A 20,740-nucleotide genomic window follows, 5' to 3' on the forward strand; every position below is an offset into this window, starting at 1 on the left:
TACACACCTCTTACATTCCATCTTCATTTTCTTTACGTTGACGCTCGAGTGCAGCCGCTACCACTGATTTCAGCTTGCTTTCTGGAATCCTGACCGTACAATCCTTTTCCGTCGTTTTAGCCTGACAGGCCAAACGAATCCCATTCGCGAGATCCTTTTCTGGCAGCTTGCGCTTTTCTAGCACCGTTGGCGGGCACAAGAGGCCATTCTCAACGACCACGCGACACATCAGACAAGATGCGTGCCCTCCGCATCTCTGCGGGATTACGACGCGAGCTGACGAAGCGATACCGACCAAGGTTTGCCCAGTACGCGCCTTCACACTCTTCTTGCTCGGGAGAAAGGTTACTTTCCCCATTCCGTCACTTCCTTTACTAATACGGCCGATGAGCTACCTTGACTGTTCCTGATGAAACAATCTTCGTCTGGCAGCCTAATCTGTAGCCTTCTGCTCTTTCTGCTTTGCGCAATCGCAATTTTTCTTCTGGTGTCACTTCGTTTAAGAACTCTGCCCCTTCTACAACAAGTGTACGGCATTGTGCACATACCCCTCTTTGGCAAGCATGGCCCCACACGACGTTGTTCTTTTTCGCAAGAGCAACAATCGATTGATTCAACTCGATCGAGACTTCATGACTGCCTGCACGAGTAAGTAGTGTGATCGTCGACATCGATAATCCTCCCTAGACAAAAATCACAATCAATATCATGACAAGCACGACGAGTAATAGTAAGAATGCGAAGGCCTTCACAAGGAACCGCAAAAACCCATTGGTTATTTTTCTGGCAAAGATCATAACTAAATTGCAGACGAACATGAGCCCAATGGCGATTAAGGAAATGTTCATCTTTGTCATAGGATCAATATACATCGGGACTGCAGCATCCTTTGCATTTTTTGCTTTATTATACCATAAATCCCCCTCTTCGTCTGACGCTTGCGAACCTAATACTAGACATTCGCATAGACTATCGTGATGAATTCGCCCATTGGAGGGATGAAACGTTGAGTAATAAAGTAAATAATCGAAAATGGCGGAATCCATACGCGCCTATACCCAGCAAAAAATTAAGCGACCAAGTCGAAAATGTCTCCCTTTCCATCACACCAAAAAGAATCCTGCCCGCGGTTGATTTGCGCACCTCTGTTTCGAAAATGCGCCATAACATCAAAGGGATCGGCAGCACGATTCGGCAGGTAGAAGACACGATGGATTCGTTGTACGGGGCGATGGAGATGATTGAGAACCTCGGAAAACGCACGCCTGAGCCTGAAGTCGTTGCCGAAAAGCCTGCAGGCAAACGCAAAGCTGCTCCAGAGCCGCAAAAGGCAGCAGAAACACCGCAGGAATCAGGCTTAGGCAACCTTTTAGCCAATATAGATATCGGGCAATTACTAGGTCTCCTGCAATCCCCTTTGGTCCAGAACCTAATTACACAGGTAAGCAGCAACTCCAAGGAAAGAAAAAAAGAGGGATAAGATCCCTCTTTTTTTCTTGCAATCTGTAGGTCAGCCATGTCCCTGTAGAGCCATGATTGTTCCTAGTCTTACTGTATGACGGTTTTGGTTGCAGGTAACGGGCATAATCGCCCATTTCTCTTATTTGAGCAGCTTGGTCAAAGAGGACATGTCACCCAGATTGATTTCCTGATTGCGAAACATTTCAATGACCTTATCCTCCTTTTCAGGAGTTAATTGCTTGCCACTAAGGGTAGCGAGCGTGCGAATGATTTGACGCAGCTTGGTTTCGTCTTCAAAATCACTGCGCTTGACCTGACCGGCTAATGAGCGAAGCTTTTCTTCATCGACATTTTCCGTTGCTTTCCCTTGCAAGCGATCAAAAAGTCGTTTCGACATATTATTCATATGAAATCTCCTCCTGCACATGGGCTTTCACCCTATCGTATGTGCAGAAGCCTAAATCGGTGATACTTCATTCATGACTTATTCCGCATCGGGATTGAGGTACGCCATCTCAAAGGTTTTTCCGCGCCCCATCAGTTCTTCCACGCCTTGACGCGCTTCTTTTCCTTCAAACAGCATACCATACAGGACAGAAGTGATTGGCATTTCAACTTGCTCGCGTTGCGATAAGGAAAAGGCTGCATTTGTCGTGCGAACACCTTCAACGACCATACCCATCTGTGCGAGTACGTCATCGAGTTTTTTTCCTTGTCCGAGCATATAGCCTGCACGCCAGTTTCGGCTGTGTTTACTCGTACATGTGGCAATCAAATCGCCAACACCAGCCAAGCCTGAGAACGTAAGCGGCTTAGCACCAAGTTTGATGCCCAGACGGCTAATTTCCGCCAAACCACGGGTCAACAAGGCTGCTTTGGCGTTGTCTCCATACCCTAAGCCATCAGACATGCCTGCACCAAGTGCAATGATGTTCTTCAACGCTCCGGCGATCTCAGCGCCAATCAAATCCGGGTTGGTATACACACGAAAATTCGTATTCATCAGCAAATCCTGCGAGCGCAGCATGCTTTCTTCCGATTCAGACGCCATCACAATTGTCGTTGGTTGCCGTTTGACTACTTCCTCGGCATGGCTTGGTCCTGACAACACAGCCAATCTGGACGCAATCTCACCTGGCACCTCTTCTGCAATGACTTCTGACATTCGCTTCAGACTTTCCAGTTCAAAGCCTTTTGTCGCATGAATCAAAAGGACATCCGGTTCTAGGTATGGAGCCAGTTGCTGACAAATTTGGCGCATGGCATGGGAAGGAACGACCAGCAGAACAATGCGCTTGCCTACTACAGCCTCTTGAATGTTGGCCGTCGCCACAATGTTAGCTGAAAGCTTTTCACCCGGCAGGTATTTTTCATTCACATGCTTGCTGTTTATTTCTTCTGCCAGCTTGGTATCCCGAACCCAAAGCGTAACCTGATGCCCGTTGTCCGCCAAAACTGTAGCAAGTGCCGTTCCCCAGCTTCCGGCCCCAATCACCGTAACATTTTGAATCAATACGTCCCCCTCCACTTTTCTCATGTCCGTTCGTACATTATCCCAGCTTCCGGTTGGACTTATCTCCTAGTTTCCGTTCGTTTCCTGAAAGAAGATTGCGGATATTATTATAATGACGAATGTAAGCAAAGATTGCGATCGCCAAGCTCGCCCAAATAAAGGAAACAGGTTTGTCCAACAAGTAAAGGGTAAATGGAATAACCGTTACGATAACCAATGATCCTAATGAAACAAATCGAGTGATCGCAATGACGATGACAGCCAACACGGCAGCGATCAAAAATGCCAAGGGAGAAAACCCTAACACGACACCCAGCGTGGTCGCAATGCCTTTTCCCCCCCGGAATCCAAAAAAGATCGGCCAATTGTGACCGGCGATAACAAACAAGCCTGCCACTGCATACGCTGCCGGGTCCCCTGTCATCAGGTGAGTCAGTCCCATCGCAGCTATTCCTTTTAATGCATCAAGAAGGAGAACGGCAATGCCGGGGCCTTTTCCTAACACCCTTAGGGTATTGGTTGCACCGGCATTTCCGCTGCCATGAGAACGTATGTCAATTCCTGCGACTTTTTTGGCGATAAGATAGCTAAAGCTAATAGAACCGATTAAATAGCTAAGCACCCAGGATAATAACACCATGGCGTTTTTCTCTCCCTACGTTTTTTTCCGTGTCCAGATTCTAACTGGTGTGCCTTCAAATACAAAGGCTTCACGGATCTTGTTCTCTATGTAACGTTCATAGGAGAAGTGCATAAGTTCCGGATCGTTCACAAACAGAATGAACGTCGGTGGTTTCACTGTTGCCTGTGTCGCGTAGTTGATCTTCAAGCGTTTGCCGCGATCAGATGGTGGAGGTGTACGGATCGTCGCATCTGTTACCAAATCATTGAGAACCGCGGTAGGAATGCGCATCGCATGTGCTTGAGCTACTTCATTGACCTTCGGTAGAATTGTATGGACACGTTGCTTCGATTTTGCAGACACATACATGATCGGAGCGTAATCCAGGTATTTAAATTCTTCGCGGATCAATTCTGTGAAGCGTTGCATCGTTTTGTCGTCTTTTTCAATAGCATCCCATTTGTTCACGATAATAATGACCCCACGGCCAGCCTCATGTGCATAACCCGCGATCTTCTTATCCTGCTCGATAATGCCCTCTTCCCCGTTAATGACAACAAGAACGACATCGGAATCTTCAATGGAACGCATCGCACGCATCACACTGTATTTTTCCGTTGTTTCATACACTTTTCCACGCTTGCGCATACCTGCCGTATCTACGAGAACGTAGCTTTGGCCATCACGCTCAAATGGCGTGTCGATCGCATCACGGGTCGTTCCGGCAACATCACTGACAATGACTCGCTCTTCACCGAGAATCGCATTCGTCAAGGAAGACTTCCCGACGTTTGGACGACCGATGATGGATACACGAATAACATCGTCTCTTTTCTCTTCGTCATCCTCTGCTGGGAAATGCTGAACCACTTCCTCCAGCATATCGCCCAGGCCAAGGCCATGGCTACCAGAAACAGGGAATGGCTCGCCCAGACCCAAGGAATAAAAATCGTAAATATCCGCACGCATTTCCGGATTATCCGCTTTGTTCACCGCGAGTACGACAGGTTTTCCTGTCCGATTCAGCATCCGTGACAGTTCAACGTCCGCATCTGTCACACCTGTGCGGCTATCTGCAATCATAATGATGACATCTGCTTCGTCAATCGCGAGCTCTGCCTGGTAACGCATCTGTGTAAGAATCTCGTCGGTCTCGCCAAACTCAATTCCACCGGTATCAATCACATGGAAAGTATGCGTTAACCATTCACCTTTCCCGTACAGGCGGTCACGGGTTACTCCCGGCATATCCTCCACGATCGCGACTCGTTCGCCAATCAATCTGTTAAAAATCGTGGACTTCCCCACGTTGGGTCTCCCCACAATGGCTACCACTGGTAATCCCATAATCAACAACACTCTCTCTCATTTACGTTTTGACTAGCTAATCATACCATACACTACTTATGCCGAACAATGATAAGGGTATCGTCGCTCACTTCATGCACCATCGCGTCCAGTATCTTTTCCAGCGTGAAAGCTGTTTGTTGCATCTTCTCCGTAGTAGACTCGATAAAAATCGGGACACCACCCGCAATCCTGTCTTTGTTCGTCGTAATCACCGCCAAGATGGATCCTGTCATGGCCTACAGCTCCTTTTTCACGATTCTAGTCTTCGTTGGCATTCGGAAGACGCTTTCGAGAATCGGGACTGCACGAATGACGGACGTTGCGCGTTCCAAATTTTTTTCTTGCGGCAATAAAAATACACCCAGTCTCCCTGACTGTATATCACGTTTTACCAGCGGTGTTAGTGATGGCTCTCCCGTATCTGTATAAACGCCAAGCTGCGTCGCGACATCGTGCAAAATCGCTTGCCGCTGTCCTGGGTGGGCAATTGTGACTTTGGCATTGGCATCCCTCGGCGTCAAAATAAAGCCTACACCTTGCTCACGTATGATCTCTTGGGCATCTGCCAACCCGACGTTCATGATGTAAATATCGTTGACATACAAGTCTTTTCCATCCACTCTCACTTCGCCCGGCTCGATCTCTGCAATCAGCGACAGTGTTTTTCCAGAGCGCAGCTTGCGAGAGATCATCAGGGCGATGACACCCGCAATGACACCCCCCCACCAATGAAAAAGGATGGTAGCCGTCGTTGTCACCAAAGAGGTAAACATGACCATGTAATTGCGTCCCTCAAACACCATTGCGATTCCTTCGATATAAGGGCCACCACGGGGCACCAGCTCTTGCTTATCAATCTCCGTGAGCGTAGTGCGTTCCATGTTCCTGACATCGCGAAATTGTTGAGCCGCCACCGTCAAAAATGTCACTGCCGTGTAATTCTCCTTGAGCAGCGCAGGAATCGCTAACGCTCCGAGCGCGGATGCGATAACCCCAAGTGAAACGTGAATAATTTTTCCGTGAGGATAGGTTGGATATTGTCGATAATCTGTTCGCAAAAGATGAATCCGGCACATAATGCCGAACAGGAAGCCCAGAACTAAAGGAAAAACATATTCATAAGCTAGCAATTCCTTCAACACCCTAGCGTCACCTGCCCGTATCGGAATGGGAAGACTCTGTTTCTGTTCTGCCAAGGATACGACGAATCGCAGACCAGACTAAGCTGACGAGAGCCCATAGTGATAGGCTACTCCACAGCAGATCTTGTGCATACTCCGATCCCCAGTGACAGGAACCTGACATTTTCCAAAAATACAGCGAATGAATCGCATCTGCGAGCGGCATGGAGAGCGTGAGCTGAAACAGCTGTCCCAGATAGGTTCTGCTCATCAAAAAAATCGTACTGACTCCAACAGCGGGTACGATGATCCTCTCATCCCAAAACAGCAAGATCGGATCGGTAAAAAACAGCCAGCGCAGCCAAAATAGCAAAAGGGCCGTTGCCAGCGCACTCAGCAAGTACAATCTGCGTATTTTGGACGTGAGCTTAGTGTAAAGGATGATGCTTGCGATCAGTGGCAATATCGTTCCACTTAGACTAACTTGAATCGGGGCAAAATAGATTTCCCAGCTAACAAACGTACAAATTAAAAATGCGCTGATCACTGCGAGCACTCGTCTGCGTTCCATCTTCATGTTTCGCAGCTGCAAGTCAAAGCTTCCCATCCAGACAAGACAAAGCAAAGACCACTGGATAAGGATCGCAACGGTTCCCTCGTTCATGTTCATCTCCTCAAAATGATGGTTGTCTCCCCCAAAAGTATGCCTCAACCAAGGAAATTTCATGAATCGAATGCTCGTCCACTACCTAACGTTGCGCCAGTCTCTCCAATTGCATGTGACGAAGCCTGGCTCTCTCTGCTGTTTTTCCCGTGATCATAACAGGAGTACAAACGGCGTCATCCAACCCTTTCATTCCTAGCACCGTCATCGCCACACGTATCTGATGATGCCATCTGTCGACGGTAGACAAGCATTCTTCCAGAGATTCGCGTTGAACCAGACGCAGCATTGCCCCTGCCATCCCGACAGCGGAGGCGCCTAAAGAAGCGGCTTTGACTACATCTAGTCCATGACGAACACCGCCTGTTGCTATATACGACATTCCCGGATGACCGACAGCATTCGCTTCCAGCAAGCTTTCCACCGTCGTGAATCCCCAATCCTCGAACATGACGTGAGGATGTTCACTTCGCATATTTTCGACTTGAGCAAAATTTGTTCCGCCTCTTCCACCCACATCGATTGTTCTGATCCCGATTTCTATGAGCTTCTCGATTGATTCCTTCGCCATGCCAAAACCGACTTCTTTGACAATAACCGGCACATCCAGGCTCTCCCTGATCGCTTGAATCCTGTCGAGATAGCCGCGAAAATCCCGATCCCCCTCAGGCATCAACAGCTCTTGCATGACATTCAGATGGATTTGCAGTCCGTTCGCTTCTATCATCTCCACTGCTGCTATTGCCTGCTCCACTGTCGCCTCCGCCCCCACATTTGCAAATAAAATCCCCTGTGGATGTTCCCTTCTGACAATCCGATAACTATCCGTAACATCTGGATCACGCAGAGCTGCCATTTGGGAGCCGACAGCCATAGCCAGATTGCGTTCCCTCGCAATGATCGCCAGTTTTTGATTGATCTGCGTAGTCCCACCAGCCCCACCTGTCATCGCATTAATCATGATCGGTGAGGAGAGTCGCAAGGATGCGATCTCGGTGTCCAGTGAGGTTTCAGCAAACGCTGCATTCGGCAAGCTGTTCGGAACAAAGCTGACATCATCAAAGCTATTCGCACCGTCTTCCCCAGTGACAAGGGCATTTCGAATATGGTCCAGTTTTCTAATCGAACGACGATCCATTGTACCCCTCCTAGACTTTCACTCCCAGAAAAAAGGGATACGCCAGAGCGTATCCCCATGAATCCTACTTTTCTCTTACTTGAACTTGTCTTTCAGATCACCGAACAACTCGCCCAATGTCACGCCCATTGGTTGGTTGTTTTCTTGTGTGAATTGTTGCTGTTCACGCTTGCTCGCACGTTCTGCCTGCTCCACACGATCTTCTTCTACTGCACGGATGCTGAGGCTAATGCGCTGTTCTTGCGGAACAACATCCAAAACTTTCACCTGTACTTCTTGGCCCTCTTTCAACACCTCACTCGGTGTATTCACCCGGCGGTTTGCAATTTGGGAGATGTGTACGAGGCCTTCGATTCCAGGAGCCAGCTCAATAAATGCACCGAAGGACACCAAACGTTTTACCGTTCCATTCAAAATAGAGCCCGCTTTGAAATCTTCTGCAACGTTCGCCCAAGGTCCTGCTTGCGTTTCCTTGATGCTAAGGCCAATGCGTTCGTTTTCACGGTCAATTTTGAGGACCTTCACTTGTACTTTGTCGCCTTCTTTCACGACATCGGACGGCTTATCTACACGGTTCCAAGCAAGTTCAGATACGTGAACCAATCCATCAACACCACCGATATCCACGAATACGCCGAAATCGGTCATGCGCTGAACCGTTCCTTCCAATACTTGACCCACTTGGATCTTATCCATAATGGATTGCTTTTGCACTTTTGCTTCGTCTTCCAAAACCGCTTTGTGGGAAAGGATGACTTTATTCTTTTCCTTATCCATTTCTACTACTTTCAAAGCCAACGTCTTGCCTTTGTAATCGGAGAAATCTTCAACGAAATGACGCTCTACCATGGAAGCCGGAATGAAGCCGCGAACGCCTACATCAACAACCAGTCCGCCCTTCACTACTTCTTTCACGGTCGCTTCGATGATTTCACCCGCTTGCATTTTTTGCTCAAGATCAGACCAAGAGGATTCCATCGCTACGGCTTTCTTGGAAACAACGAGTTCTTCTTTCTCGTCGTTTAGCTTGATGACTTTCACTTCGAAAGTATCACCAACCGCTACTACATCAGATACCTTTTCAACATGCAGTGGAGACAGTTCGCTGATAGGAATCAGACCATCGTACTTGTAGCCTAGATCTACAAGCGCTTGTTTGTCCTCAACTTTTGTTACGGTCGCTTTTACGACATCTCCTACGGAAATGGTTGTTGCATCCGTCAAGCTTACGTTCGTTTCTTCCATCATTCAAAAGACCTCCTTAATACCATCCAGTCCCAAACGTCTATGTACAGGTTGTGTACAACCTTACTACACGAAGCGGGAGCATGTATATTTTTAACTGTCGCCTGAAGGCTGGCAGTTAGTACTGATGAAGCCAGTAAGTTCCAGCAAATTTAGTATTCGTCCCTTTCGCAATTCTATACCGTTTGCTAAGAGAGATGCTGGTTCCGTAATTGCTTGATGTGCTCCATAATCAGATCGCTCGCTTCCTTCAACGTATCAGCGCTTGCTTTGGCCTCGCGCAGTTGAGTCAGATCGATCGGTTTACCGTAAACGATCATAATGGAACGAAACGGTCGATATGGCCCGATAATGGCTACCGGAATGACCGCGGCTTCTGACTTGAGAGCAAACATCGCCACACCCGGCATTGCTTCCCCTGGTTCCCCTGTTTTGCTACGGGTTCCCTCTGGAAAGATTCCAAAGATTTTTCCATCTTCCAGCAATTTGAGAGTCGTGCGAATGGCCGCACGATCTCCTGCACCCCGTTTGACCGGAAATGCACCAAATTTGGTAATCAAAAAGGATAAGACCGGAATTTTGAAAAGCTCTTCTTTGGCCATGAAATGAACCTGACGCTCGATACCACTCCCGAGAAGGGGTGGATCCCACAAAGAAATATGGTTGGCACAAAGGATCACTGGGCCTTCCTTAGGTATATGTTCACGCCCGATCACTTGCCAACGAAAGACAAGCGAAAAAATGATGCGGAAAAAACCTCTGAATAAACGATAGTAACTCAATGGGTTGACTCTCCCGTTCGCTCGCAGATTTGCAAGATGCGATCGACCACCTGATCAATGGTCATTCCTGTTGTGTCTACCAAAACGGCATCTTCCGCCTGGCGCAACGGTGCTACTTCTCTCTGCATGTCCCGTCGATCTCGCTCTTCGATTTCTTTTTCCAGCTCAGCCAAGTCGGTCTGGGTACCTTTTGCGAGTAGTTCCTTCCAGCGGCGTTCTGCACGCTCTTGGATGGAGGCCGTCAGAAATATCTTCACATCTGCATCTGGCAAAACATGCGTACCGATATCTCTCCCGTCCATGACGACATTGCCTTGAGTAGCCAATCGTCGCTGGAGCACAAGCATTTGTTCACGTACGGAACCGTAGCTCGCAACAATGGAGGCGTACTGGCTCACTTCTGTGGAACGTATCCAGCTTGTGACATCGATTTCATTCCAGTATACATGTTGCTGTCCGTTTTCCCGAATCAGGTGAATCTTGTTTTTTTGCAAAAGTTCGGAAACTGCAGACTCATCGTTGATAGGGAGCTGATGATGGTGGACTGCCCAAGCGAGGGCACGATACATGGCACCCGTGTCAATGTACACGTATTCCAGTTGTCCCGCTACTTTTTGGGCGACAGTACTTTTGCCTGCTCCCGCTGGTCCATCAATGGCAATGTTCATTACTTCTCACCTGCTATGTACGTTAGTTCGGATGGGAATAAAACAAGAAAAGCTTCTGTCGAAGCCCTTTCCCATTCTTTGTGTGATGAAAAACGATATGGCGTTTTTCGAATTTGGCTGTGACCACTAGCGGTCTAAAAAACGATCCAAGACCGTTTTCTATGTTATCTATAATAGTACCATAGTATGGAAGCATGCGCAAACCCTTAGGGCTCTCTGGACACGCCTTCCAAGCGCTCTGTTTCGATTAATACGAGTCTTGCGGGTACGTACTGAATGAGGACTTCGCCTATAGTCAGTACAATCGCACATACGACAATTCCAATCATGATGCCTTTTTCTACGCGTTTGGAAATGCTGCGAAAACGATCGTTGTACTGACTGGTCAATAGGGTCACTTCCTCTGATGAAGCGTCAATCCACAACGCCTTTTTTGCGAAGCTCTAGCTGTCTCTCGTAACACGCTCTAACCACTTTTGCCCGATCTTGCTCACTGATTTGGGTGAACTTACCCGAAATCCATTGGTGCAAACCTTTTTCTTCTGCCGGTTTTTGTCTGACGATTTCCATCACAACAAAAGCGTGTTGAACCTGTCCACTTTTACTTGGAAGGGAAATCCAAACGTGCAAGTTGTCTTTTTCCTTCAAATGATAGCTTTCCTCACAGCTAAAAGACAGACCACCACCGCTGATATCCAGCGTTCGTGCCAGAAAATGATAGCGTCGAATCGGATCATCCAGTTTGACTGCGATGTCTACCGTGGTGTCAATTCTCAAGTAGTTTCGTCGCTGTGTGCGCACAATCTCCTCTTTGACCGGCAGTTGCAAAAGCAGTACAGGAATGTGATTGCTTTGCCTGCCGACAATCGCAGTGCGGAATTCATAGCGTGAACCATCCTCGCCAACATACCAAACCAAGCATTCCGTCCCTGGTTGAAATATCCCAGTCCGTCCAGTGTTTTCGCAGGTTGGCAGCTCAATGGAAGCTACATCATCCTTCAAATCAGCCACACGGCTTTTGAAAGTTTGCAGTTCCGTTTCTTCTGAGGAACTCGTGAAGTTTAGTCTTATTGTTTGTCCAATTCGTGGAAGCATCATAAAGTAAATGTTCCTCCCCTTCCCTATCACCCTTTCCATTATATACCCTTTTGTTTCGAATCAGCAAATAGGGAAAGCCGCTAAAAAACTAGCTTTCCCCATGTTTTTTTAAACACTATTGTCCTTCGTTCTGTCCTGATCCCGTTTCCATTTTCACAACTTCTTCTTCTTCTCCATTCATTGCGTTGATATAGACCATGTACGAATTTCCTTCAAAGCTGCCTGTCATCTCCCACGTCAATACTTCTTTCCCATCGTTTTTCCCTTCGATAAGGGCAAGTCGCTGATCCGTCACTTTTACGCTTGGATTGACTTTTTTCCTTGCTTCTTCTTTGGAGAGACGGGGCTGTGAGAGAATTCTTTTTTTGTGATTAAACAGATACTCCGTCGAGTTATAGGCAGTAACCTCTCCATTGTCCAACGCAATCTCGACGACCACCCCGTCCGGATAAATTCTGACGCCATCCTGAACAGGAACAAACGTAAAGAGTGCGTTGCGATCGTAGCTGTCAATCTCAGAAACCTGCATATTGTCAAATCCATGGTTGTGCAAGAACACGCGACCTTTTTCTTCCGCCTGCTTCATGTCCAGCTTTTCCTCGCCGACGTCACGCTCGTTCATCATCCACACAACTTTTCCACCGCGTTTGGTGACATCGAGGTTAATGGATGTCTTGTGCCCGTTTGGCGTGACACGTACGCTATACGCCGAGTATTCCTGGCCCTTGCCGTTCTCGTTTATTTCTACTTTCGCATCTCCTGGCTTCAACCCGAGAAACGCCAGTGCGTTCTTCTCTGCTTCCTCTTTGGTGGCGGGCTTGCCATCGATCCCTTTGATTCGCTGCTGCTTTTTCTTATCGAGACTCTGTATCCCGACGCCCCAGTCTAAATCAGGATATTCCTGCACTTTTTTCTCAATGGTTTGGAATCCGTCGATGATGGTATTGTCCTCATGGTTATCATTATTCGCTAATGCCGTCTCGACATCCATCCACCTCAATTGTTTGTCCATCGCGAGGGTTTGCACCTTGCGCAGCTCATCCTGGATATCCTTTGCTTGGGTATGCAGGCTCTTCAATGTCTTGTATTCACTTTGACTCAATGGCTGCTTGTCCAGATCACGAACAGCGACACGATAGGAAAAATCTGCGACTCTTGATAGCATTTCTTCGGTTTTACTAAACGCCATCAATGTCAATGGGAGTTGTCCGACATCCGCTTGTGCTGCATAGGCAAGCCGCCAAACATTCGTCAAGATTGGGGTCATTTGTTTGCGAGAGTTGACCACCAGTGATTTGCCAAGCTCATCGTGCAGCTTGTCCACATGATAAGTGAGATCGTGAAAAGCTCGTTGGTATGAGTTCTCCGCTTTGATCAGGACCGAGTTCTTCTCATTGTGCTCCTGATATCCCCACACACCAGCGCCTATTAAGGCAACCAGGGCAACGGGAAATAACACGCGTGCTGTTGCTCCATATACCATCCCTTGCCACTCCTCCTTTGATTACGCATCCATCATCTGCAGAAGATGTGTTTCCCGATCTTTTTGACTTGCGGCCTGGTCCATATCCAACCGGATGTTGCTGTATCCGGGTTAAAATAGTACGTGCAGCCTCCCGTCGGGTCCCAGCCGTTTAGTGCATTCTTCACTGCTTTTGTCGCACTTTCATTCGGTGTAAGCCATATTTGACCATCAGCAACTGCTGTAAAAGCGCGGGGTTCGAATATCACAGCCGAGGGCGTATCAGGAAACGAAGGGCTCTTGACGCGGTTCAAAATAACGGCTGCGACAGCTACTTGCCCTTCAAACGGCTCTCCTCTTGACTCCCCGTAAACAGCATTCGCCATGATTTTCAAATCATTGTCAGAGACCCGAGAAGGATGAAAGCTGGCTTTGGTTTTGGCCGTTTGTTTCTTTGCAGCAGGTGCAGCCATCTGCTCTTTTTGTACGGCAGCTACATTCTTTTCCTTCCAGACAACCTTGTATCCACTCAAGCCCGCTGCTACCAACATCACCAACACACCTGCGATCCAGATTGTACGCACGGCTGAATCCTCCTTGGCATGTATTGAAATCTTTGCATAGTGTTGGTGGAGGAAGATTGGATTATGCATGCAAATCTGGATATAGAAAAAGACCGATGCTATTTGCATCGGCCCACATAGTTTTGTCGCGCTTTTTTCAATTGGGAATGGAAAAGATCAGGACTCGTCAATCCGAAAATGCTTGTCGTTGTCACATAGGCACTGTTTGAACCCTGTTTCTATTTGCCCTCCAGGTTCTCGATGACCACGCAGTGTAAACTTTTCTCCACATACATTGCATTGAATTGTCACTTTTGCTCGTTCGGTTTTTAGCACGCACGTCTCCTCCTTACCGTCTATTGTGGACGTGAAGAGAGATTTTTAGAACCGAAATCGTGTGCTCTTTGTACCTTTTTTAAGCCCTGCCACCATAAAACGAGCATGAATGGGACAATCACTACCAACCAATTTTGCACTGCCAAAAAGATCACGTTGTACAGGGCATGCAAGCAGATCGGCAAGGTAATCGACATCCATAAAAAAAGCCGCTCATGTTTGGCGTCCTTGGAAAACTTGGCCCGTCCGAGATAATAGCCCATCCACACCGCAAACAACGCATGGCTGGATACCGGCAGAAAGGCACGCCAGATGGCGATGTTCGTTCCATTGATAACGAGGTAGAACAAATTCTCCAACGTAGCAAAACCAAGTGACACCGCAACCGCATAAACAATTCCATCGTATGGCTCATCAAATTCCAAATGTTTATAAACCGTAAAATAGATGACCATCCATTTAAAAAATTCTTCCACGACTGCGGATTGGAAAATTTCCGCGACTATGCCATCCCGCCAGTTCCATTCATTCTGCATGATGTACTGGAGCACCATAATCGGTACAACCAGCAGCATACCAAAGATAAACGACCGGATCACCATTGAAATCGGCTCCGGTTCGAGACTGTCACGCAGGTAAAAGTAACTTAAGATGGCGATACCGGGGGCAACTGCCGCGCCGATCAAAGCAATCATCTTTTATTACTCCTTTACACAAGACTATTGTTCATCGTACCATGAATACTGGTTGATGAAAACCCGCTACAGGAGAGAGATCATGTCAAAAAAAATTTTGGTAGTGAACACAGGCGGTACGATTGCCATGTCTGTCGATGACTCAGAAGGCGTAAAGCCATTGGATGATCAAGCAGTCAACAAAATCCTTCCTTTTTTAGAAAAACACGCGGATGTCACCATGAAAAATGTACTCAACCTTCCTAGCCCTCATATGACTCCTGCCATCATGAATCAGCTGCGGCTCGATATTGAGGAAGCCTTTCAACATGATCACTATGATGGCATTGTCATTACCCATGGGACTGATACGTTGGAAGAGACCGCATACTTCCTGGATCTGACATTGTCGGTTAACGTCCCGATTGTCGTGACTGGAGCCATGCGCAGCAGTAATGAGCTCGGTGCTGACGGTCCCGTTAATCTCATTTCTTCCGTTCGAGCAGCCGCAGACTCTGACAGTTTGAACAAAGGCGTAATCGTTGTTTTTAATGACGAAATTCACGCAGCACGTCACGTAACCAAAACACACACGAGCAATGTCGCTACCTTTCAGTCGCCACAATATGGACCGATTGGAACCATTGCGAAAAAAAGCGTACAATACCACCATGCTCCACTGGATCGAGAGCATTATGCCATTACCCATGCAGATGCGAATGTGCCGCTGATCAAAGCAGTTGCTGGCATGGAGCCTTCCTGGCTTCAATTTTTGTTGGAGCAATCCATTGACGGACTTGTTGTAGAGGCGTTCGGATTAGGGAATCTCCCTCCCGCCATCATTCCTACCCTCCAGCAATTACTGGACAAAGGCGTGCCAATTGTGCTCGTCTCGCGTTGCTATAATGGCCAGGTGCAGGACATCTATGACTATGAAGGCGGAGGCCGCAAACTCAAAGAGATGGGGATCATCTTCTCCAATGGTTTGAATGGGCAAAAGGCACGTCTCAAGTTAATTGTAACGCTGCAAAAAACACGGACTTTCAAAGAACTGCAGCTGTTGTTCGACCAGTAAAGTATATGACAGTGACCTCCTGGCTCTTCAGGAGGTTTTTTGTCCTTTAAAACATAACTTGAACGGTGCTGTTGTGGCGTGGAGGAAACAGGAGAAAACGCTCAGCTTCTAGGGCCACCCCCTGTGGGTTAGACTGCCCGCCTCCATGCAAAAAGCGAAACCGCGGCCAAAGTGGTCCTCTCAGGATGTGTTTTCAGAGGTGGCCGCTTAAGGGCGTGTTTCGCTTTTTGCATTCCGTCTCGGTCGGTGTCCCTAAGATCTTCGCTGTTTTCTCCTGTTTCCTCTACGAGCTTTCCACTGGTTTTTAGTTGCCTTAAAAAGATTGAAGAATGTGATCAGTTACGCCAGAGAAGAATATTTCCAGGCGTAGCGACTTGTGGAGTCCTACCAAGCGGAGAAGGGATTCGCGGGCAAAAGAAACGCAACGTGCCCGCGCTACGAAGCAGCTACCACTTTTGCGTTTCCCCGCGAATCACTTCGGAGCGGGCAGTCTTAACCCCCAGCAGGACGGAGCCTGGAGCCTAGACTGGAAATATTCTTCTCTCCACTACAGCCACATCACACGCCCTCAATAAAAAAGGCCCCGCCATAACGGCGAAGCCATGTTTTCTCAATATATGGAGGGTTGTTTGAAAAATTATACCCAACCGCGGAAGCGAGACGCCTCAGCCATCTTGCGGGCACCAACCATGTAAGCAGACAGACGCATATCAACGCGACGTGTTTGAGACATGTTGTATACACTTTCAAACGAACGAACCATTACTTTTTCCAACTTCTCTTCTACTTCTTCCTCAGACCAGTAGTAGCCTTGGTTGTTTTGTACCCACTCGAAGTAGGAAACAGTCACACCACCGGCACTTGCCAGTACGTCTGGAACCAGAAGAATTCCACGCTCAGTCAAAATCTTGGTCGCTTCCAGTGTAGTTGGGCCGTTTGCCGCTTCTACTACGATTTGTGCCTTGATGTTGTGAGCGTTTGCAGCTGTGATTTGGTTTTCGATCGCTGCCGGAACCAAAATGTCGCATTCCAGTTCAAGAAGCTCTTTGTTGGTAATCGTGTTGTTGAACAGTTTAGTAACTGTACCAAAGGAATCACGACGATCCAGCAAGTAGTCGATATCCAAACCGTTCGGATCATGCAGCGCACCGTATGCATCAGAGATACCTACGACTTTAGCGCCTGCATCATGCATGAATTTAGCCAAGTAGCTACCAGCGTTACCAAAGCCTTGTACTACTACGCGAGCACCTTTTACGTCAATGTTGCGACGTTTCGCTGCTTCACGGATGCAAATCGTTACACCTTTCGCAGTAGCTGTTTCGCGGCCATGGGAACCACCCAGCGCAATTGGTTTACCCGTAATGAAACCAGGGGAGTCAAATTCACGGATACGGCTATATTCGTCCATCATCCACGCCATGATCTGTGAGTTCGTAAAGACGTCCGGTGCTGGAATGTCTTTAGTAGGGCCCACAAGCTGGCTGATTGCGCGAACGTAACCGCGGCTCAGTCTTTCCAGTTCGCGGAAGGACATTTCACGCGGGTCGCAAATGATACCGCCTTTACCACCGCCATATGGCAGATCGACGATACCTGCTTTGAGGCTCATCCAGATAGAAAGTGCTTTAACTTCATCCTCAGTAACTTCCGGGTGGAAACGAATGCCCCCCTTGGTCGGACCTACTGCATCGTTGTGCTGTGCACGATAGCCCGTAAACACCTTTACTTCGCCATTATCCATGCGAACCGGAATACGTACAGTCAAAACGTGTAGCGGTTCCTTCAAGAGTTCAAACATCGATTCTTGGTAACCTAGTTTCTCCAGTGCTTCCTTGATCACCGTTTGAGTTGAATGGAGCAAGTTCAATGATTCTTGCTTTTCTTTCCCTTCGGTGCTTTCGGTTACCACGTCTTGATTACCCATTACTTACCACCTCAAAAATGTTTTCGGTCAATGCCGCCTTTAGTATACACGCTTGTATCATTTATGAGAAGCTTAAAAATGTTTTTTTTCCATTTCGAAAACGTTTTCGTGCCTTGTTTTGCATAATCATTCAATTATTTCCCATCCATTTTGAAATCGCTTTTACAGACTGCATTTTGTACAAACAGCTTCAAACTCACGTCAGTCATGCTTGTATTGTCCCCAAACTTGTTTCTTTCATTACAGGATTAGTGGATTTATGCCATAATGGAAAAAGTAATAGTGGAAGTTTATTCACGGAGGTGTTTTTATGAAAAAAAAGTCTATTTTGTTTGTTTTTGCCCATCCCGATGACGAAACGTTTGCTTGTGGGATTTCCATTTCCAAATATAGTGAAACCAAAATGGCCAGCACTCATCTATTGTGTGCAACAAAAGGGCAAGCAGGGAAAGCTGGTGAACCACCGTTATGCACACCGGAAGAACTCCCCCGCTTTCGTGAGCAAGAGCTTCGCGACGCTTGTGCCATACTCGGGTTCGATCAGGTAGACGTCTGGGAATATCAGGATAAGTTCCTAAACACAGTGCCCGTAGATGAGCTCGTTACTCGTATCCACCAGGCTATTCACCAGATCCAACCGGAAATCGTCGTCACGTTTGCACCACATGGCATCTCCGGACATCCTGACCATTTGGCGATTAGTCATGCTACTACCCAGGCTGTCATTTCTTTAGGCCCAGATACGAGTGTGCGAAAGCTTTATTATGCGACTCGCTCATCCGAGGAAGGATTTGGTACGATTAAGCCTCCCTTCACGGATCCAATCGAGAGCATTACGACGATCATTTACGCCCCTGAATATATGCCAAAAGTAGCAGATGCCTTGCGGGCGCACAGAACACAGCACCTATCGGTAGAACGCGTTTTCCCAGGTGTAACAAAAGGCGAGCACCATTCTGTTCCGCCAAACAATCATTACATCTTGGCTTGGCACAGTCTTCCGAACTATACCATTCAAGGTAAAGAGGCTGATTTTTTTGACGGCCTAGCATAATCTGTACAGACAGCAACAGCACCTAGTTGGTTGACTAGGTGCTGTTTTATATTCCCAGACATTTCTTTTTTGATTACGTGAAATGCCTGCATATTTCTTTTACAGCATCGTCGGCAACGATCACTTTCCCGTATTCTTCCAACACATAAATCGTTATCGGCGTCGCTTCTCCGTACTCAGAGAGGATCGCAATTAGCTTGTGATAACGCTCTTGATCCAAGTCGACTTCCTCCAGTACCAGATGATATTTCCCCTGGTAGAAGTAGGCAGCTCCGCCATTGGTCAAAAGGGCGTTAATGCGATGGGCGGCTTCGACCATATGCTCAAAGTCCCGGAAGGCATACATGATCAAATCGCTTTCTTCCAATGTGACCTCTAGCTCGTATACATCCTCGTCTTCGAATTCTTCTTCTTTTCCGTCCTTTGAGCCCGTCTTGCCTCGCGTTACGATTACGACCATTCCCTGAGCTGGCAAGGCGAACACTTCAACTGCAACAGGCCCTGATACCTCAAACCCTAATTCGTGATAAGCCTGTTCCATCATGTCGTTGAACAGTTCATGAACTTTAGGAATGTCACGCCACATGTCTTCTTTTTCTATCCCGCGCTCTGAGAGGTCGTCAAAAGTTAAAAAGATTCGTATTTTATCTTGACCAAGGCGTTCAACACGCATGACTGTCCCTCCTCGCCATCCAGTCGTACTACAAAATATGATGGTAAGCCTGTAAGAGTTCTCCACATTCTCCGGCGAATACCTGTTGGCATTCATCCATTTTTTGATGGACTGGAAAATACGGGGTAGTCCTATCATATCACATTTAGTTACTGGAACAAAGCTACCATGACACCTACACTGCATTCGCCTATCGATGTCGAATCTACTCACAGAAAAAGAAACTTTGTTGTTACCTGTCATTTCCTGCGCTTTCCCAGGAAAAGTTCCCCTTCATGTTCTTCTTATGTATTTATATTTGGCTCTGCTAGTTCGGGTTCCTTCTCATTCATAAAGGTTTGTACATGAAAAAACGCCCAGAATCGGCGTTTTTCTACGTCTCATATTCACGCAGCCGTTTTTGAATCCAAATGGCCGCCTGTGTTCCATCGCCCATGGCAATCGATACTTGTTGAGAATGCTCATTGATATCTCCAACAGCCCATATGTTGGGATGATCGGTTTCTTTGGTTCGTGGATTCGTATGGATGTGGCCCTTTTCATGAATTTGCACGGAAAAACCACGTAAAAGCTCTGTCAAAGCATGAGCACCAGGAAAGGCAAGAAATGCTCTCTCTACAGACAAGCGTTCACCTGAAGTGAGTACGATTTCTTGCAATTGCCCCGCCGTATGATGAAGAGCACATACTTTTTCCTCTCGATACATAATCCCTCGATGGCTCAGTCCAAAGAGAGCCTGCGTATCCACGTGCACTTTTGCATGGTTAATGACTGTTAACCTGTTTGTATAATAAATAAGTTCCTCTGCCATCGAAACAGCGTGTAGGCCTGCTCCTATGATGGCCGTGTCTTTCTCAACTGTTTCATAGCCGTCACAGTCGGGACACAAGAAAATCGATATCCCTATACAATCAGAGAAGCCGGGGATCGTTGGAAACGGATCACGAATGCCAGTTGCCAAAACCAACGTTCGCGAAGTAAGCGTATGTATGCCATTTTTCGTACCTATCGAAAATAAGCCGCTTGCGTCAGTAGCAAGCTTTGTTACCTCATCTGTAATAAAGATTGCACCGTATTTTTGTGCTTGCTCCCTCCCCACTTGACGCAAAAAATCGCCACTAACCCCCTCCGAAAATCCGAGAATGTTTCGGTAGGCTTTGGCGATTGTTGATCGACCACCCGGCATGTCAATGACTGCAACGCGTCGAAGGCATCTTGCAAGTTGAATTGCGGTTTGAAGCCCTGCAATCCCGCCGCCGACAATGACCGTATCATACTCCACTTGCATCCACCTGCTTATCCTTTTCCCGATAG

26 protein-coding genes are annotated in these 20,740 nt (G+C 47.4%); 3 read left to right on the plus strand and 23 right to left on the minus strand.

What is annotated here, in order from left to right:
* Positions 1-10: 10 nt before the first annotated feature.
* The 3 genes from EL268_RS17160 to EL268_RS33960 are packed head-to-tail and all read right to left on the minus strand — an operon-like array spanning position 11 to position 1,046.
* Positions 11-358: a 2Fe-2S iron-sulfur cluster-binding protein gene (locus EL268_RS17160; RefSeq protein WP_106653021.1), complete on the minus strand. Its 348-nt coding sequence runs from the start codon at positions 356-358 to the stop codon at positions 11-13.
* Positions 359-374: 16 nt separating this feature from the next.
* Positions 375-671: a 2Fe-2S iron-sulfur cluster-binding protein gene (locus EL268_RS17165; protein ID WP_106653020.1), complete on the minus strand. Its 297-nt coding sequence runs from the start codon at positions 669-671 to the stop codon at positions 375-377.
* A 12-nt stretch (positions 672-683) separates the two neighbouring features.
* Complete coding sequence (locus tag EL268_RS33960; RefSeq protein WP_377849661.1) at positions 684-1,046, minus strand: DUF2768 domain-containing protein; 363 nt, start codon at positions 1,044-1,046, stop codon at positions 684-686.
* Here EL268_RS33960 and EL268_RS17175 point away from each other — a divergent pair.
* Positions 1,007-1,480 carry a hypothetical protein gene (locus EL268_RS17175; protein ID WP_106653018.1) on the plus strand — a complete coding sequence of 158 codons (474 nt, stop codon included), beginning with the start codon at positions 1,007-1,009 and terminating at the stop codon, positions 1,478-1,480. The genes EL268_RS33960 and EL268_RS17175 overlap by 40 nt on opposite strands.
* Positions 1,481-1,600: 120 nt before the next feature.
* Here EL268_RS17175 and EL268_RS17180 read toward each other — a convergent pair whose 3' ends face one another.
* The 17 genes from EL268_RS17180 to prsW form a co-directional block, all read right to left on the minus strand.
* Positions 1,601-1,867 (minus strand): stage VI sporulation protein F, encoded by a 267-nt coding sequence (locus EL268_RS17180; RefSeq protein ID WP_106653017.1) that lies wholly within the window; start codon positions 1,865-1,867, stop codon positions 1,601-1,603.
* Between the two features lie 78 nt (positions 1,868-1,945).
* The gene (locus EL268_RS17185; protein ID WP_106653016.1) at positions 1,946-2,998 is read right to left on the minus strand and encodes an NAD(P)H-dependent glycerol-3-phosphate dehydrogenase; all 1,053 of its coding nucleotides are present in this window, start codon (positions 2,996-2,998) and stop codon (positions 1,946-1,948) included.
* 13 nt (positions 2,999-3,011) lie between these two features.
* The gene (gene plsY, locus EL268_RS17190; RefSeq protein WP_106653015.1) at positions 3,012-3,614 is read right to left on the minus strand and encodes a glycerol-3-phosphate 1-O-acyltransferase PlsY; all 603 of its coding nucleotides are present in this window, start codon (positions 3,612-3,614) and stop codon (positions 3,012-3,014) included.
* Between the two features lie 15 nt (positions 3,615-3,629).
* Positions 3,630-4,943, minus strand: a complete 1,314-nt coding sequence (gene der, locus EL268_RS17195) for a ribosome biogenesis GTPase Der (RefSeq protein WP_047069483.1) — start codon at positions 4,941-4,943, stop codon at positions 3,630-3,632.
* A gap of 53 nt (positions 4,944-4,996) precedes the next feature.
* Positions 4,997-5,179 (minus strand): capping complex subunit for YIEGIA, encoded by a 183-nt coding sequence (locus tag EL268_RS17200; protein ID WP_106653014.1) that lies wholly within the window; start codon positions 5,177-5,179, stop codon positions 4,997-4,999.
* Positions 5,180-5,182: 3 nt separating this feature from the next.
* Complete coding sequence (locus EL268_RS17205; RefSeq protein ID WP_106653013.1) at positions 5,183-6,088, minus strand: YIEGIA family protein; 906 nt, start codon at positions 6,086-6,088, stop codon at positions 5,183-5,185.
* Positions 6,089-6,095: 7 nt separating this feature from the next.
* The gene (locus EL268_RS17210; protein ID WP_106653012.1) at positions 6,096-6,731 is read right to left on the minus strand and encodes a YphA family membrane protein; all 636 of its coding nucleotides are present in this window, start codon (positions 6,729-6,731) and stop codon (positions 6,096-6,098) included.
* An 85-nt stretch (positions 6,732-6,816) separates the two neighbouring features.
* Positions 6,817-7,869 (minus strand): type 2 isopentenyl-diphosphate Delta-isomerase, encoded by a 1,053-nt coding sequence (gene fni, locus EL268_RS17215; protein ID WP_106653011.1) that lies wholly within the window; start codon positions 7,867-7,869, stop codon positions 6,817-6,819.
* A 75-nt stretch (positions 7,870-7,944) separates the two neighbouring features.
* The gene (gene rpsA / locus EL268_RS17220) at positions 7,945-9,117 is read right to left on the minus strand and encodes a 30S ribosomal protein S1 (RefSeq protein ID WP_088907210.1); all 1,173 of its coding nucleotides are present in this window, start codon (positions 9,115-9,117) and stop codon (positions 7,945-7,947) included.
* 185 nt (positions 9,118-9,302) lie between these two features.
* Positions 9,303-9,896, minus strand: a complete 594-nt coding sequence (locus tag EL268_RS17225) for a lysophospholipid acyltransferase family protein (protein WP_106653010.1) — start codon at positions 9,894-9,896, stop codon at positions 9,303-9,305.
* A complete protein-coding gene (gene cmk / locus EL268_RS17230; protein WP_106653009.1) occupies positions 9,893-10,564 on the minus strand; it encodes a (d)CMP kinase in 672 nt (223 codons plus the stop codon). The genes EL268_RS17225 and cmk overlap by 4 nt, the downstream gene beginning before the upstream one ends.
* A 206-nt stretch (positions 10,565-10,770) precedes the next feature.
* Entirely contained in the window at positions 10,771-10,953 is a 183-nt protein-coding gene (locus EL268_RS17235) for a hypothetical protein (protein ID WP_106653008.1), read from the minus strand.
* A gap of 25 nt (positions 10,954-10,978) precedes the next feature.
* The gene (locus EL268_RS17240) at positions 10,979-11,662 is read right to left on the minus strand and encodes a flagellar brake protein (RefSeq protein WP_106653007.1); all 684 of its coding nucleotides are present in this window, start codon (positions 11,660-11,662) and stop codon (positions 10,979-10,981) included.
* A 115-nt stretch (positions 11,663-11,777) separates the two neighbouring features.
* The gene (gene ypeB / locus EL268_RS17245; RefSeq protein WP_106653006.1) at positions 11,778-13,145 is read right to left on the minus strand and encodes a germination protein YpeB; all 1,368 of its coding nucleotides are present in this window, start codon (positions 13,143-13,145) and stop codon (positions 11,778-11,780) included.
* 32 nt (positions 13,146-13,177) lie between these two features.
* A complete protein-coding gene (locus EL268_RS17250; RefSeq protein WP_106653005.1) occupies positions 13,178-13,816 on the minus strand; it encodes a cell wall hydrolase in 639 nt (212 codons plus the stop codon).
* 48 nt (positions 13,817-13,864) lie between these two features.
* Complete coding sequence (locus tag EL268_RS32850) at positions 13,865-14,023, minus strand: hypothetical protein (RefSeq protein ID WP_007716480.1); 159 nt, start codon at positions 14,021-14,023, stop codon at positions 13,865-13,867.
* Positions 14,024-14,043: 20 nt separating this feature from the next.
* Entirely contained in the window at positions 14,044-14,718 is a 675-nt protein-coding gene (gene prsW, locus EL268_RS17255) for a glutamic-type intramembrane protease PrsW (RefSeq protein ID WP_106653004.1), read from the minus strand.
* An 82-nt stretch (positions 14,719-14,800) separates the two neighbouring features.
* Here prsW and EL268_RS17260 point away from each other — a divergent pair, with 82 nt between their 5' ends.
* Positions 14,801-15,772 carry an asparaginase gene (locus tag EL268_RS17260; protein WP_106653003.1) on the plus strand — a complete coding sequence of 324 codons (972 nt, stop codon included), beginning with the start codon at positions 14,801-14,803 and terminating at the stop codon, positions 15,770-15,772.
* Between the two features lie 637 nt (positions 15,773-16,409).
* Here the strand turns inward: EL268_RS17260 and EL268_RS17270 are convergent.
* Positions 16,410-17,699, minus strand: coding sequence for a Glu/Leu/Phe/Val family dehydrogenase (locus EL268_RS17270; protein ID WP_106653002.1), 1,290 nt, complete (start codon positions 17,697-17,699; stop codon positions 16,410-16,412).
* 310 nt (positions 17,700-18,009) lie between these two features.
* Between EL268_RS17270 and EL268_RS17275 the strand changes: the two genes are divergently transcribed.
* The gene (locus EL268_RS17275; RefSeq protein WP_106653001.1) at positions 18,010-18,753 is read left to right on the plus strand and encodes a PIG-L deacetylase family protein; all 744 of its coding nucleotides are present in this window, start codon (positions 18,010-18,012) and stop codon (positions 18,751-18,753) included.
* 73 nt (positions 18,754-18,826) lie between these two features.
* On the opposite strand, the gene EL268_RS17280 is transcribed toward EL268_RS17275, so the two are convergent.
* A complete protein-coding gene (locus EL268_RS17280; RefSeq protein ID WP_007723994.1) occupies positions 18,827-19,426 on the minus strand; it encodes a genetic competence negative regulator in 600 nt (199 codons plus the stop codon).
* A gap of 373 nt (positions 19,427-19,799) precedes the next feature.
* Positions 19,800-20,714, minus strand: coding sequence for an NAD(P)/FAD-dependent oxidoreductase (locus EL268_RS17285; protein WP_106653000.1), 915 nt, complete (start codon positions 20,712-20,714; stop codon positions 19,800-19,802).
* Between the last annotated feature and the right edge of the window lie 26 nt (positions 20,715-20,740).

It is taken from the genome of Brevibacillus brevis, assembly GCF_900637055.1.
GTDB classification, from domain to species: domain Bacteria; phylum Bacillota; class Bacilli; order Brevibacillales; family Brevibacillaceae; genus Brevibacillus; species Brevibacillus brevis.

Coding starts and splice junctions, on each gene's coding strand:
- EL268_RS17280 (WP_007723994.1), bottom strand. CDS start 19,426: ATGCGTGTTGAACGCCTTGGTCAAGATAAAATACGAATCTTTTTAACT.
- ypeB (WP_106653006.1), bottom strand. CDS start 13,145: ATGGTATATGGAGCAACAGCACGCGTGTTATTTCCCGTTGCCCTGGTT.
- EL268_RS17160 (WP_106653021.1), bottom strand. CDS start 358: ATGGGGAAAGTAACCTTTCTCCCGAGCAAGAAGAGTGTGAAGGCGCGT.
- EL268_RS17285 (WP_106653000.1), bottom strand. CDS start 20,714: ATGCAAGTGGAGTATGATACGGTCATTGTCGGCGGCGGGATTGCAGGG.
- EL268_RS17185 (WP_106653016.1), bottom strand. CDS start 2,998: ATGAGAAAAGTGGAGGGGGACGTATTGATTCAAAATGTTACGGTGATT.
- EL268_RS17200 (WP_106653014.1), bottom strand. CDS start 5,179: ATGACAGGATCCATCTTGGCGGTGATTACGACGAACAAAGACAGGATT.
- EL268_RS33960 (WP_377849661.1), bottom strand. CDS start 1,046: ATGGATTCCGCCATTTTCGATTATTTACTTTATTACTCAACGTTTCAT.
- cmk (WP_106653009.1), bottom strand. CDS start 10,564: ATGAACATTGCCATTGATGGACCAGCGGGAGCAGGCAAAAGTACTGTC.
- plsY (WP_106653015.1), bottom strand. CDS start 3,614: ATGGTGTTATTATCCTGGGTGCTTAGCTATTTAATCGGTTCTATTAGC.
- EL268_RS17180 (WP_106653017.1), bottom strand. CDS start 1,867: ATGAATAATATGTCGAAACGACTTTTTGATCGCTTGCAAGGGAAAGCA.
- EL268_RS17165 (WP_106653020.1), bottom strand. CDS start 671: ATGTCGACGATCACACTACTTACTCGTGCAGGCAGTCATGAAGTCTCG.
- EL268_RS17210 (WP_106653012.1), bottom strand. CDS start 6,731: ATGAACGAGGGAACCGTTGCGATCCTTATCCAGTGGTCTTTGCTTTGT.
- EL268_RS17250 (WP_106653005.1), bottom strand. CDS start 13,816: ATGCAAATAGCATCGGTCTTTTTCTATATCCAGATTTGCATGCATAAT.
- EL268_RS17260 (WP_106653003.1), top strand. CDS start 14,801: ATGTCAAAAAAAATTTTGGTAGTGAACACAGGCGGTACGATTGCCATG.
- prsW (WP_106653004.1), bottom strand. CDS start 14,718: ATGATTGCTTTGATCGGCGCGGCAGTTGCCCCCGGTATCGCCATCTTA.
- EL268_RS17275 (WP_106653001.1), top strand. CDS start 18,010: ATGAAAAAAAAGTCTATTTTGTTTGTTTTTGCCCATCCCGATGACGAA.
- EL268_RS17270 (WP_106653002.1), bottom strand. CDS start 17,699: ATGGGTAATCAAGACGTGGTAACCGAAAGCACCGAAGGGAAAGAAAAG.
- der (WP_047069483.1), bottom strand. CDS start 4,943: ATGGGATTACCAGTGGTAGCCATTGTGGGGAGACCCAACGTGGGGAAG.
- rpsA (WP_088907210.1), bottom strand. CDS start 9,117: ATGATGGAAGAAACGAACGTAAGCTTGACGGATGCAACAACCATTTCC.
- fni (WP_106653011.1), bottom strand. CDS start 7,869: ATGGATCGTCGTTCGATTAGAAAACTGGACCATATTCGAAATGCCCTT.
- EL268_RS17240 (WP_106653007.1), bottom strand. CDS start 11,662: ATGATGCTTCCACGAATTGGACAAACAATAAGACTAAACTTCACGAGT.